Annotated in this window: 16 protein-coding genes; 8 read left to right on the forward strand and 8 right to left on the reverse strand. The window is 61.8% G+C overall.

The features are described from left to right. Positions 1-245 precede the first annotated feature (245 nt). From DWU99_RS13275 to sufT, 3 genes are all read right to left on the reverse strand, one after another. On the reverse strand, positions 246-1,022 hold the full coding sequence (locus DWU99_RS13275; protein ID WP_115478554.1) for a fimbrial biogenesis chaperone: 777 nt from the start codon (positions 1,020-1,022) through the stop codon (positions 246-248). A 16-nt stretch (positions 1,023-1,038) separates the two neighbouring features. After that, positions 1,039-1,500, reverse strand: coding sequence for a spore coat protein U domain-containing protein (locus DWU99_RS13280; protein ID WP_115478555.1), 462 nt, complete (start codon positions 1,498-1,500; stop codon positions 1,039-1,041). 334 nt (positions 1,501-1,834) lie between these two features. Beyond that, complete coding sequence (gene sufT / locus DWU99_RS13285; protein ID WP_115478556.1) at positions 1,835-2,392, reverse strand: putative Fe-S cluster assembly protein SufT; 558 nt, start codon at positions 2,390-2,392, stop codon at positions 1,835-1,837. Positions 2,393-2,604: 212 nt separating this feature from the next. Here sufT and DWU99_RS13290 point away from each other — a divergent pair, with 212 nt between their 5' ends. After that, the gene (locus tag DWU99_RS13290) at positions 2,605-3,036 is read left to right on the forward strand and encodes a hypothetical protein (RefSeq protein WP_115478557.1); all 432 of its coding nucleotides are present in this window, start codon (positions 2,605-2,607) and stop codon (positions 3,034-3,036) included. A gap of 4 nt (positions 3,037-3,040) precedes the next feature. Here the strand turns inward: DWU99_RS13290 and DWU99_RS13295 are convergent, their stop codons facing one another. Then, positions 3,041-4,504, reverse strand: a complete 1,464-nt coding sequence (locus DWU99_RS13295) for an NAD(P)(+) transhydrogenase (Re/Si-specific) subunit beta (protein WP_115478558.1) — start codon at positions 4,502-4,504, stop codon at positions 3,041-3,043. Beyond that, positions 4,504-4,812: an NAD(P) transhydrogenase subunit alpha part 2 gene (locus DWU99_RS13300; RefSeq protein ID WP_115478559.1), complete on the reverse strand. Its 309-nt coding sequence runs from the start codon at positions 4,810-4,812 to the stop codon at positions 4,504-4,506. Before DWU99_RS13300 ends, DWU99_RS13295 begins: the two co-directional genes overlap by 1 nt. Positions 4,813-4,950: 138 nt before the next feature. Between DWU99_RS13300 and DWU99_RS13305 the strand changes: the two genes are divergently transcribed. From DWU99_RS13305 to DWU99_RS13315, 3 genes are read left to right on the forward strand one after another with little or no spacing between them, the layout of a single operon-like run. Next, on the forward strand, positions 4,951-5,538 hold the full coding sequence (locus DWU99_RS13305; protein ID WP_115478560.1) for an RNA polymerase sigma factor: 588 nt from the start codon (positions 4,951-4,953) through the stop codon (positions 5,536-5,538). Continuing rightward, positions 5,535-5,930 (forward strand): hypothetical protein, encoded by a 396-nt coding sequence (locus tag DWU99_RS13310; RefSeq protein WP_115478561.1) that lies wholly within the window; start codon positions 5,535-5,537, stop codon positions 5,928-5,930. The genes DWU99_RS13305 and DWU99_RS13310 overlap by 4 nt, the downstream gene beginning before the upstream one ends. Positions 5,931-5,933: 3 nt before the next feature. Next, on the forward strand, positions 5,934-6,452 hold the full coding sequence (locus tag DWU99_RS13315; protein WP_115478562.1) for a DUF3106 domain-containing protein: 519 nt from the start codon (positions 5,934-5,936) through the stop codon (positions 6,450-6,452). 104 nt (positions 6,453-6,556) lie between these two features. On the opposite strand, the gene DWU99_RS13320 is transcribed toward DWU99_RS13315, so the two are convergent. Both DWU99_RS13320 and DWU99_RS13325 read right to left on the reverse strand, forming a co-directional pair. After that, entirely contained in the window at positions 6,557-7,654 is a 1,098-nt protein-coding gene (locus DWU99_RS13320; protein ID WP_115478563.1) for an acyltransferase family protein, read from the reverse strand. A 77-nt stretch (positions 7,655-7,731) separates the two neighbouring features. Then, complete coding sequence (locus DWU99_RS13325; RefSeq protein WP_115478564.1) at positions 7,732-8,832, reverse strand: NAD(P) transhydrogenase subunit alpha; 1,101 nt, start codon at positions 8,830-8,832, stop codon at positions 7,732-7,734. A gap of 107 nt (positions 8,833-8,939) precedes the next feature. Between DWU99_RS13325 and cdd the strand changes: the two genes are divergently transcribed. Beyond that, complete coding sequence (gene cdd, locus DWU99_RS13330) at positions 8,940-9,353, forward strand: cytidine deaminase (RefSeq protein ID WP_115478565.1); 414 nt, start codon at positions 8,940-8,942, stop codon at positions 9,351-9,353. Here the strand turns inward: cdd and DWU99_RS13335 are convergent. Further along, positions 9,336-10,247, reverse strand: coding sequence for an alpha/beta fold hydrolase (locus DWU99_RS13335; RefSeq protein WP_115478566.1), 912 nt, complete (start codon positions 10,245-10,247; stop codon positions 9,336-9,338). The two genes, cdd and DWU99_RS13335, sit on opposite strands and share 18 nt — an antisense overlap. A 131-nt stretch (positions 10,248-10,378) precedes the next feature. Between DWU99_RS13335 and DWU99_RS13340 the strand changes: the two genes are divergently transcribed. The 3 genes from DWU99_RS13340 to DWU99_RS13350 are packed head-to-tail and all read left to right on the forward strand — an operon-like array spanning position 10,379 to position 12,481. Further along, the gene (locus DWU99_RS13340; protein ID WP_115478567.1) at positions 10,379-10,948 is read left to right on the forward strand and encodes a nitroreductase family protein; all 570 of its coding nucleotides are present in this window, start codon (positions 10,379-10,381) and stop codon (positions 10,946-10,948) included. 4 nt (positions 10,949-10,952) lie between these two features. Further along, positions 10,953-11,864, forward strand: coding sequence for a 5'-3' exonuclease (locus DWU99_RS13345; RefSeq protein ID WP_115478568.1), 912 nt, complete (start codon positions 10,953-10,955; stop codon positions 11,862-11,864). A 50-nt stretch (positions 11,865-11,914) separates the two neighbouring features. Beyond that, positions 11,915-12,481 (forward strand): NUDIX hydrolase, encoded by a 567-nt coding sequence (locus DWU99_RS13350; protein ID WP_115478569.1) that lies wholly within the window; start codon positions 11,915-11,917, stop codon positions 12,479-12,481. The last annotated feature ends 5 nt before the right edge of the window (positions 12,482-12,486 follow it).

Genomic DNA, 12,486 nt, shown 5'->3' on the forward strand with positions numbered 1-12,486 from the left:
CTCCCCGACCGCTCATCTGGATGAATGATCGATCAAGAGGCTAAAGTCTCTTCCCGCACATGCTGCCGTCATCCTGACGTTTGTCGCGCTTCGGCCCCTCCGTCGTACACGCGCGCTCCTGCACGCACTGCTACATCCGGTACGCCTGTAAACGCATGGCGAGTCAGAACCGCTTGACCCGCATGGCGGTCGTCCTTGGCCCGCAGTACCGGAACGAGCTACTTCAACCTGGCACTTCGATTGCACTAGCCCGACTTGCACGCGCCGCTGGGAATAGAAACAGGCACGGCAATCGGTTTGCCCTGATCAAGATTGATGCTCAGCGTGGCTTGCGATGCGCTGCACACGCTGCCGGAAATAGGCAACGAATACAGGTGCGAGGCGCCGGGCAACACATACCACTCATCCATCTCACCGCTGGTGATGCCCGCGGGATTGGATGTGATGGATTTCAGATGCGCATGCGCCGTGCCCTGATTGGTAAGCCGCACCTTGATGAGGCCGGCCCCGCCGCCTTCCACGCTGGCGCTCAGCTTTGCGCTCACCTTGGCCTTGGGGTCGCTAACAAACGCGGGTATGCCGAAACTCGTTCGTATCACCACACTTTCGCCCGCCTCGTGGTGCGGAGGCGGCAACTCCGTGATGAAGAGTCGGTACGCTTTTTCCGTACCCGACATAGCACCCTTGTCCGCGATAGAGACACTGATGAAGCGCTGGTTCGGATTTGCGTTACTGACCTTTCCCTTGCCCTGCCCTCCCGTTGGCGTCGGCAACGTGAACTGCTTGGGAAAGAAATTCAAATCGCTGGTGTCGCTATACACATCCTTGCCATCGACTTGCGTCCAACTCTTGGCCTCTACTTTCAGCTCCAGGGGTGTGTCGCCTTCATGCGCGACAACCACCACGGCGCGTCTTCCCGTCAAATCCAGCCGCAGCGGTGAGACGCTGAAGTTTGCCGCCGCCGCCGAGCCGGCCAGCACTAAGCCGAGCACTCCAAGCCCAAAGCGCTTGATCGTAAGCATCACCTAGCTCCTCTGATCAGGGTTCGATGGTGACCGTCACGGTGTCTTCATACTCACCCGGTGGCACGCTTGCCAAAGCGTTTGCGGCCAAACCAACGGTGACATCAACTTTTGCTTCAGGACTAGGCCCGCCGCCAGTAGCGCTTTCTGGCGTATGCGCCCATGTATAAGGGATGGTTTCGGTTCCACCCGTCCGCTTCATATTGCGCACGGCGCCTGAGTAATTCTGCCCGTTATCGGCGATGATGGTGTGCGTGGTTCCATTGCTGCACCAGTAGCGCACCTCTCCCTTTCCTTCAAGGGCGTTGTGCGCAGCACCTGAAACATGTTCGCCGAAGTGAGCTTCGTCGTTACCCGTGGTGGTACACCCACCTTTTACGGTCACCTTTACTTTCAGTTGCTCCTGGTAACCGAAAGCGATACACGGCAATGCGAAGACCAGACATAAAAGCATGCATTGCACAGGCTTCTTCTTCATACGAAATACCCCTTTTTGACAAAATGGATATTGCGCAGCTTGTCTAGCGAGCGGCACAAGGCATGCCGCGTGTTCGTATCCTATACGCCGCCCGTAGTGAAAATTCCACTTCTTTTTCAATATATAGGCGCGTTACTAATTCAGCGCGAAAACCAACTACGCACCTATGTCTGCATTTGGTATTGGCGAAAAGCCTTAGCCACCGGCTTGGCGTTGACCAAGTAGATGTCGTGTGCGGTAAATCGAAATTCGGCATGCACAAGCATGAGCCGTGCAAACAAACTCACTGACGCTGCCGCGTAGCACACGCTGCGACAGACCCCGTCCGGGGCGCTCAAAGCATGCCGGTTTCGAGCTTCGCAGCTTCCGACATCATCGAATGGTTCCACGGCGGATCGAACACCAGGTCCACATCCGCTTCGATGATCGTGGGAATCAATTCCAGCTTGGTGCGTGCGTCGTCGATCAATACATCGCCCATGCCGCAACCGGGCGCAGTCAGCGTCATCTTCACGTAGACCTTGCGCTGGTCGGGTGCGGTCGATTCGAGGCTTACGTCGTAGACCAACCCCAGCTCAACCACGTTGATCGGAATTTCCGGATCGAACACCGTGCGCAGTTGCTGCCATATCAGCTTTTCGACATCGGCGTCGCTGGCGTCGTCGGCCAGTTCCAGCGGCGGCGGCGGCTCTTTGCCCAGCGCGTCGGCATCGTTGCCGGCGATACGGAACAGGTTGCCTTCCACATACACCGTGAAACTGCCGCCAAGCGCCTGCGTGATGTAGCCGACCTGACCGGCCGGCAAAGTCACGCTTTCGCCTTGGGGCACCATGACCGCGCTGCAGTCTCGCTCCAGGGTAAAGGGTTCGCTGCTAAGACTGAAACCGCTCATGCCATCTCAAGGGATCGTGTTGAAAAGCCTTCCGGCGGCGTGCCGGCCCGCTATTATGCCGGCCGCCTGCGGGCCATGTCTCACAAATCAGGTTGAAACCGGCCGATCTCAAGGGAGGATCGGCACAGAAATCGGTCCTGTCACGCTAAGATGGGCGCTTTGCCAGCAGGACCCAGCGTGACCTTGTTCCGATCCATTCACTTGGACCAGCCATGATCCTGCAGCGCGTGCTTGGCGAACTCTTTGCGCTGATTTGCGCGGTGATGCTGGGGCTGGCCGCTGGCGCCATCTGGCTGGTGCCCGTCGTCATGGTGCGCCGTCCCCTGCCGGAACTGGCCGTGCCGGCCGGATGGATACTCGCCTTCGCCATCCGGCAATGGGTGCACGGCCGCAAGTGGAATGTCTTGCTGCTCGCATGGCTGGCTACGGCTCTGGCGTGTGTTTATGTGCGCGTGCTGGCCGTCGCCACCGATGTGGCGGACATGATGGGTTTCGGCATGGTCGAGGCCATGCGTACCGCCGGTTATTCGATGCTGATGGATCTGGCCCGCATGGGCATCACGCCGCGCGACATCTACTGGGATGTGGCAGGCCTGATAGTGGCGGCCATCGTCAGCCTGCGCTCAGCCGCGAAAAAGAACTAACGTACTAGGTATCCAGCGCTTTCAGCTCGGAAACAAGCTGCCCCGCCGCAGCCTGGCCATCCCCATAGAGCATGCGCGCATTGTCCGCATAGAACAGTGCATTCTCGATGCCCGCGAAACCGGTGCCTTTGCCGCGCTTCACCACGATCACCTGTTTGGCGTCGGCCACATCGAGAATCGGCATGCCATAGATCGGAGATGAAGGATCGGTCTTCGCCAACGGATTCACCACGTCGTTAGCGCCGATCACCAACGCCACATCCGTTGTGGGAAATTCGGGATTGATGTCTTCCATGTCAGCGATCAGGTCGTACGGTACGCCCGCTTCGGCGAGCAGCACGTTCATGTGACCGGGCATGCGACCGGCGACCGGGTGAATGGCGAACTTCACTTTCACGCCGCGTGCGATCAGCGACTGCGCGAATTCCCATACCTTGTGCTGCGCCTGTGCGACGGCCATGCCGTAGCCCGGCACGATCACCACGCGCTCGGCATACGCCATCATCACCGCGGCATCGGCGGCCTCGATCGGCTTCTGGCTACCGCCGATCTCCTGTGCCGACGCACCCGCCGCCGCACCGAAACTGCCGAACAGCACGTTGCCGATCGAACGGTTCATCGCCTTCGCCATCAACTGCGTGAGCAAGGTACCGGCTGCGCCGACCACCATGCCCGCGATGATCATCGCTTCGTTGTGCAGCACGAAACCTTCAAACGCCACCGCAAGACCGGTGAATGCGTTGTAGAGCGAAATCACCACCGGCATGTCGGCGCCGCCGATGGGCAAGGTCATCAACACGCCGAACAACAGGGCCAGCACGAAAAACGCACCGATCCACGCGACGTACACATGCCCTGTCGCCAGCATCACGCCAATCAGCACGGCGGCGGCCAGCACCAGCAGATTCACCACGCGCTGGCCGGGGAATACAAAACGGCGATCCAGCCAGCCCTGCAATTTGGCGAAGGCGATCAGCGAACCCGAAAAGCTCACCGAACCGATCAACGCACCCAATACGCCCAGCGCGAGCGCCACCGGCGAAAGCTGCGCCACGGCGGTCGCCGCATGCAGCGGCGACCAGCTTTCGGGCATCAATGGAAAGGTATTCGGCGCCGCGACCGTGTAGTCGACCGCATGCGTCGCGAGCTCACTCGCGCCGATGGCCGCCGCGGCACCGCCGCCCATACCGTTGTAGAGCGCCACCATCTGGGGCATGGCCGTCATCGCCACCCGGCGCCCGGACCACCACGCCGCAGCCACGCCGATGAGCACCGCGGCAATGATCAGCCCCCTGTTCGCCATGTCGGGCAGCAGCAGGGTGGCCAGCACCGCCAGCAGCATGCCGAATCCGGCCCAGACGATGCCGCCGCGCGCGGTGCGCGGCGAACTCATGCGCTTCAGGCCGAGAATGAAGAGCAGTGCAGCGAGGAAATAGGAAGCGTCGATCAAGGTCTGGGGCCAGGCCATCACTTGGCCTCCCCGCTGCCCTTCCCGGGCTTGCTGGACTTGAACATTTCCAGCATCCGTTCAGTCACCACGTACCCGCCGGCGGCGTTGCCCGCCCCGAGCAGGACGCCGATGAACCCGATGACCATTTCGAACGGGGTCCGGGCGTGGCCTAGCGCAATCATGGCTCCAACCAGCACAATGCCGTGAACGAAGTTCGAACCGGACATGAGCGGCGTGTGCAGAATGACGGGCACCCGCGCAATGATCTCGTAACCCGTAAATGCGGCCAGCATGAACACATAAAGCGCCAGGAACCCATCGAGCATGTGTTTCCCCTGCCAATCTGCTAGGTGCACCCCATCATACGGGGCCGGGTCAACCCGCGCGAGCCCGGTGCGTTAATGGCGAGAGTCGAACAGATGGAGCCCCGGGATGCTCGGCCTGACGATTCGGAAAACGGCGCCATGAACAGCGTCTCGGCAGTGTTTGATTCGGAACTTCTTGCCCAGGAAGGCAGGGCTGTTCCCGCCACGCTGGACGCCTTCCTGGCCGGCATGGAGCGCCGGGCCTTCCGTATGGCCGAGTTGCACCTCGGCAACCGCGAAGACGCCCTGGACGCCGTGCAGGACGCCATGCTCCGTCTGGTCAAGCATTATCGGGACAAGCCTGCCGAGGAATGGACGCCACTGTTCTGGGGCATCCTCCGCCGCCGCATCGTGGATCTGCAGCGTCGGCGCAAGGTGCGCTCCATCGTGGTCGGCTGGCTCGGTGGCGGCCGCGACGACGACGGCGACGAATTACCCGTGTGGGAACCGGCCGATACCGGCCCTGACCCCTTGGAAAAGCTGCATGGAGAACGGTCTTACGCGGACATGGCCGCAGCCGTGAAGCGACTTCCGCGACGCCAGCGTGAAGCTTTCATGCTGCGAGTGCTGGAAGGCCTGGATGTGGCTGAAACCGCCCAGGCGATGGGCTGCTCGGAAGGCAGCGTAAAAACTCATCTCTCGCGCGCCATGCAGCATTTGCGAGAGGAACTGGAGGAGTGGCGATGAACTCGTCCGACAAACAATTCGAAAAGCGCGCCCGCGCGCTCTACCAGGAAGCGACCCAGAGCCTGGACCCGGTCACGGCCGGACGCCTGCGCGCCGCGCGTCGCACTGCTTTGCAGGCTGCCACCGGGCACGCCTCGCCGCACCATCGTGCGCGCGTGCTGCTACCGGTTGGTGCGCTGGCCGCCATGGCCCTGGCTGCGCTGATGATCTGGCAACCGACGCCAAAACCGCACAGCAACAACGGTAACCCGACAGCCGCCATGGCCACTGCCACCGAGCCGGACAACGACCTTCCGCCGGGCGCAGATAACGGCGATCCTGGCCTTTACCAGAATCTCGACTTCTACAGCTGGCTGGCTGCCAACAACAGCAACGGCCAGGCCAAAAACTGATCCATGCTGCCACGACCATTTCACCTGTCCCTGCTAGCCACCTTTCTGATCGGCCTCATGGCCGGGGCACCGTCGTATGCGCAAGATGCACCGGTGCCGCACCCATGGAACACACTTTCGCCGACGCAACAGAACCTGCTTAGCCCGTTGCAGGGACAGTGGAATTCCTTTCCGCCCAAGCGACAGGAGCGAATGCTCCAGCGCGCCCAGAACTGGGAAAGGTTGCCGCCCGAGCGTCAGCAGGAAATCAAGGCGAATATCGAGCGCTGGCAGCAGATGACGCCGGAAGAACGCCAGCAGGCTCGCCAGAACCAGCATTTGTACGACACGCTGCCACCGGCCAGGCAACAGCAGCTGCATGATGCTTTCCAGCGTTTCCAGCAACTCCCCCCTTCGCAGCGCGACGCACTTCGTCGCCAGTGGCTACAGCAGAGTCCTGAACAGAAGCAACGCTGGTTGCAGCACATGGGGCCCAATTCCACGCTGCCAGCCAGGCATGCCTTTGGGATGCCGGGACGCTGATCGCCAGTTCCGTTCTCCGCTATGGAGAACGGACGGATTTCTCATAACGCCCCTCGCCTGCTACGTATCGAGCTACCGGCGTTTAGTGGACCGTGGTGCTCGTGTCAGAGCTTCACGTACCACCTTCGGCGATCCATCACCCACACGATCGCCCACCACACCGCGACAAACGCTACCGCAAAACCCAGCGATGCCACGTAGGGTCCGGCAAGCGGCGTGATCCATTGCGCGAACAGATGTCGATAGAGCGGATCTTGCCAACCTAGCGCCGGCAGAATGATTTGCATCAGCTCCGACCCTGCATAGGCAGCAATGGCATTCATGCCGAAGCGTCGGCCGATCGCCGGCCAGCCGCGCTGATCGACCAGCACGTGAAATACAACAAGAGCCAGGGTCGCCCAACCCGCGCACCACAACACGAATGACGATGTCCAAAGATTCTTGTTGAGCGGTAGCACCGACGACCACAACGCGCCAAGGACCACCAACGCCGCGCCGGCAAGTACCAGCGCTTTCTGCTTATCGGCGCGCAGCCACCCACCCATGCGCAAGCCAAGCAAAGCGGTGGCGATCGACGGCAACGTACTGAGCAAACCTTCCGGATCGTGTCCGCGACCGGTGGCTGGATCGACAAGATACACAAAATGGCCGAAGACGGCGGTATCGACGCGGCTGGCAATATTTACCCATCGATCGAGCGATCCGCCGAGTTCGAGCAATCCCCAATAGCCAAGCAGCAGTGCGACAATCGCTCCCCACTGTGTGCGCGGCCGCGTGTAAAGCGCAAACAGCGCGGTCACCGCAAAACACACGCCTATGCGTTGCAGCACGCCGGGAAAGCGCATGTGCACGCCGGGCATCCACCACCATGCCAGCGCGTTGATCAAGACGCCCAATGCCAGAATGCGCAGTGCTCGCCATAGTGCAGTACGAGCCAATTCACCGGCCATTACGCCTTGTTCATGGCGCACCACCAGCGAAAGCGCACAGGAAACACCGACCACGAACAGAAAGAAGGGAAATATCAGATCGGTCGGCGTGCAGCCGTTCCAGGGCGAATGATCCAGGGGCGTAAATACATGACCCCAGTCGCCGGGATCATTCACCAGCAACATCGCTGCAACGGTGCAACCTCGTAAAGCATCGAGGGAAGCCAGGCGTCGGGATGGCGCACTCGTCGATACGCCGGCGTTATGTGGCACTACTCGCTTCCCCTTTGATCAGACATCGAAAGACGGCGCATGACGTCTCGTCGTCTTCGGCAACTTGCTGCGAAGGCTCAGCCCTGGAACACGGCCTCGCCGTTGCGGGTTACGCAACTCTTTGCAACCAGCTCGTCGTTGAAGTCCGGTTGCAGCGCACCGTCGCGCACTAGAAGCTCCGCGAAGTTGAAGATATTGCGCGCGTACATTTCCGACGCATGCAGCGGTGCGCCTGCGGCAAGGTTCAGTGGCCCGAGAATCGTGACCTCGCCATGCCCGACGCGCTCGCCGGGACGAGTCAGTTCGCAATTGCCGCCACTCTCCGCGGCAAGATCGACAATCAGCGCGCCAGGCTTCATGCCGTCCACCATCGCTTTCGTGATGATCTTCGGCGCAGGGCGGCCCGGCACCGCGGCGGTGCTTACCACGACGTCAAATACCTTCAGATGATCGGCCAGCGCCTGCTGCTGCGCGGCGCGCTCTTCGGCGGTGAGTTCGCGTGCGTAACCGCCGCTGCCGGCGGCACTGACACCCAACTCCAGGAATTTCGCGCCGAGCGACTCGACTTGTTCGCGCGTCTCCGGACGCACGTCGTAGCCCTCGATCTGCGCACCAAGGCGGCGCGCCGTAGCGATCGCCTGCAGGCCCGCAACGCCAGCGCCAATGACCAACACGCGCGAAGGCCGAATGGTGCCCGCGGCGGTCGTCAGCATCGGGAAAAACTTCGGTGCGTTCTCCGCCGCGATCAGCATGGCCCGATAGCCCGCCACCGCCGCCTGCGAACTCAACACATCCATGGCCTGCGCACGCGTGGTGCGCGGGAGCAATTCCAGCGAGAAGGACGTCAACTTGCGTTGCGTCAGCTGTGCGATGCGTTCGGCCGCGCCGTGAGGACGCAGCTGTCCGATCACCACGGCACCTTCGCGCAAGCCTCCGAATACGGAATCATGAGGCGGCACCACACACGCCAGCAGATCGGCCTGAGCGATAACCTGCGCCGCGTCGGCAAATTCCACATCGGCATAACTGGCGTCCGGAAATCCGGCGGACGTTCCGGCGCCGCGTTCGAGCACAACGCGCAACCCCTTGCCACGCAATTTCTTTGCGACTTCAGGCGTGATCGCCACACGCCGCTCGCCCGCGGCAGTTTCACGCAATGCAGACACCGTGATCGACATCGGCCATCCCCAGCGGAGTTGTTACCGCATCCTAGCCGATGCGTACCTCCGGGCGAACCCCGGGTTAGACTGACCGGCCCGACGGCCAGGGCAGCGACGGAGCCCCGATGACCGAACAAACGGTAAGCCCCACCCTGTTGGAATTGGCCCGGACGGTGCGCGAACGCGCCTACGCACCCTACTCCCGCTTTCATGTCGGGGCGGCCCTCGAAACACGGGACGGCCGTCAGTTCTCCGGCTGCAACGTGGAAAACGCCGCGTACGGCCTATGCAACTGCGCCGAACGTACTGCACTCTTCAGCGCCATCGCCGCCGGATACCGGCCCGGCGATTTCAGCGCGATAGCGATCGTTGCCGACACGCCGGAGCCCGTCACGCCATGCGGCGCCTGTCGCCAGGTGCTGACCGAACTGTGCGACCCGTCGATGCCGGTGCTGCTCGCCAATCTTGCGGGCACCACTCGTCTCACCACGGTGGAAGCATTGCTGCCTGATAGTTTTCAGCTAGCGCGATCGAGCTGAATCGGATGCGGTAAGCAAATCGCCCAACGCCTTGTCGAACGTCTGAGGGTCATCGACGAACACCGCATGCCCGGCATTCGGAACCACCACCAGATGCGCGCCGCGGATGGCCGTTGCCATCTCCTTCTGAGCATCGAGCAGTGGTGAATTAGCCGATGCGATCACCCATGCCGGACGATCGATCTTTTGCAAAGCCGGTCGGCGGTCCGCGCCGAAGATGTCCGAGACAAGCATGGCTGTGCCCACCGTCGGCGGCGTGTGCTGCGCTTGGGCAATGACCGCGTCGACCTCGGCCGCAGGATGCGGCTGTTTGAAGATCGATCGCACCATGCCGGCGCTGTAGTCTGCTGGCTGTTTCGCATAGGCCGACAATCCCGACAGGATGGCTTTGCTGAAAGCCTTTCGGATATCGAGTTCGTTCGTGCCTGCGGATACCGGCGAATCCACAAACGCCACGCCAGCCAAGGAACCGGTGCCGAACTGTTGCACGTACGCGGCGACGTCCTGCGCGCCCTGCGACCAGCCGACGAGCACAAAGCGGTCGACATGCAGCGACGCCACCAACTCGTGCAAATCCTGCGCGCGGCGCTCAGGCGTATTGCCGGTCTGCATGATCGACGATTCACCCTGCGAGCGCGAATCGATTGCGATAACTCGATGATCTCCGGAGAAATGTTCCAGTTGCTCGCGCCATAGCGACGCAGTGAGCGTCCAGCCGGGAATGAGAACGAGCGCAGGAGCCGCTCCGCCTCCCTCGTGCAAATAATGAATGCGCGCACCGTCGTCCGTCGTGAAGTAGCCGTCTTCAATCGTGTCGGCCGCCATCGCGCCTCGCAACGGCAGGGCTGCGAGGGCGAGCAAAACCAGTGCCGCCAAGGTCGCCGTGATCCTCATACGCTCGCACCCGATAGAAAGGACGGCGCCGATCGTACGGCGATTTCACGGCTCCGTCTGCGTGACGTCCAGGCATCGTGACCGGCCACCGGCAGTTGTAGGATAGGCGTTTTCCCCGATACCCCCCTCCCATGTCCAACGCGCTTTCGCTGCTTCAACAACGCCACTCCGCTCCATCGCGCCAGCTCGGCGAACCCGCTCCCGATGCAGCCACCTTGCGCGCCTTGCTGGAAGCGGCGATCCGCGTACCCGACCACGGCAAGCTGGTGCCATTCCGGCTGATCGAATTGCGCGGCGACGACAAGCTGAAATTCGGCGCGCAGCTCGCCGAACGCGCCATCCGTCGCGATCCGAATCTGCCGGAATCCAAGCGCGAGAAGGAGCGCTTTCGCTACACGTTTGCACCGCTGGTGATCGTCGTGGTGGCCCGGCTCGACGACGAGGCCGGCATACCCGAGATCGAGCAGAAACTGTGCGCCGGCAACGTGGCCTACAACATCCTGCTGGGCGCTTATGCGCTCGGCTTCGGCGCGCAGTGGCTCACGGGCTGGGCGGCGTACGATCCGGAAGTCGCTTCGCTGCTGAATCTGGCGAAGAACGAGTGCGTTGTCGGTTTCGTGCATATCGGCACGCCGCAAGCGGAAATTCCCGATCGCGATCGCCCCGCGCTCGACGATCTGCTGTCGCAGTGGAAGGCCTGAGCCCGTGAAGACCGCCAGCCAACCCACCGCGCATCTGATCGACGGCAGCCTGTACGTCTTTCGCGCCTGGCACTCGATGCCGGACGAATTCCACGATGCAGACGGCCATCCGGTCAACGCGGTACACGGCTACACGCGCTTTCTTTGCGAACTGCTGGAACGCGAACGTCCGACGCATCTCGCCGTGGCGTTCGATGCGTCGCTTACCACATCGTTCCGCAATGCGATCTATCCCGCCTACAAGGCCAATCGCGAGCTTCCCCCGCCCGATCTGGAACATCAGTTCGTGCAATGCCGCGCCATCACCGAGGCCCTTGGTGTCCGCATGCTGGTCGATCACACCTACGAAGCGGATGACCTCATCGGAAGCACGCTGTGGAATTTGCGCAGCCATGGCTTTCGCAGCGTAATCGTTTCGGCAGACAAGGATTTCGGCCAGCTGCTCGGCGAACACGACGAGCAATGGGATTTCGCGCGCAATCAGCGCTGGGGTCCTGCCGGCGTGTTCGAGCGACTCGGCGTGCACCCGGAACAGGTCGCCGACTATCTCGCACTTTGCGGCGATGCGGTGGACAACATTCCAGGCGTGCCGGGTATCGGCGCCAAAACCGCTGCCGCACTGCTGGGACATTTCGGCAGCCTCGACGAACTGCTTGAGCGCATCGATGAAGTGGCGTTTCTGCGCTTGCGAGGCGCTGCCAGCTGCGCGGCAAAGCTCAAGGAACATGGCGAGTCGGCAAGACTGTACCGGCGGCTCACGCGCATAGCCTTGGACGCACCGATAAGCGACGGCGCGGATGGGTTGGTGCGCCAGCGCGGCATGACTCAACTTGAATCGCTGAGCGAGCAACTTCGATTCGGACCGCTTACACGCAATCGTTTGCGTGCCCTCAACAGCGCAGAAACCAGTGGCTGAGACGCAGCACACCGGTCTCACAATCTTCGTTTTCCACCAGGCTATTCGACATGACGCATACGGACCGCATCCCTCAGGACGCCCATTCGACACCTGAAACGCTTTATCAGGGACGCTGGCTTGCGCTGCGCCGCCGTGGCCGTTGGGAATATGCGGAGCGCAACAATCCGGGCGGTGCCGTGATCATTCTTGCGGTAACGCCTGAAGACAAGATTTTGTTCGTCGAGCAATACCGCGTGGCCGTACAGCAGTTCACCATCGAAATGCCGGCAGGCCTGGTCGGCGATCTGGCAGGCAGCCAGAACGAAAGCGCCCTGCTCGCCGCGCAGCGCGAACTGGAAGAAGAAACCGGCTATCGCTGTGCACGTGTGAGCTTCGTGCACGAAGGGCCGTCATCGTCCGGCATGAGCAGCGAGATCATCGCTTTTGCGCGCGCCCATGATCTGGTCAAGATCGGCAACGGCGGCGGCGACGAGAGCGAGAACATCGTGGTGCACGAGGTGCCGCGCAAGGAAGCCGGCGCGTGGCTGATGGCACGCGCCGCCGAGGGTTATTCCATCGATCCGAAGCTGTTCGCGGGACTCTGGTTTATCGAACACGCCGCACTATTCGGCTGAGTCCG

It is taken from the genome of Dyella psychrodurans (assembly GCF_003363265.1).
Classification (GTDB): Bacteria; Pseudomonadota; Gammaproteobacteria; order Xanthomonadales; family Rhodanobacteraceae; genus Dyella_B; species Dyella_B psychrodurans.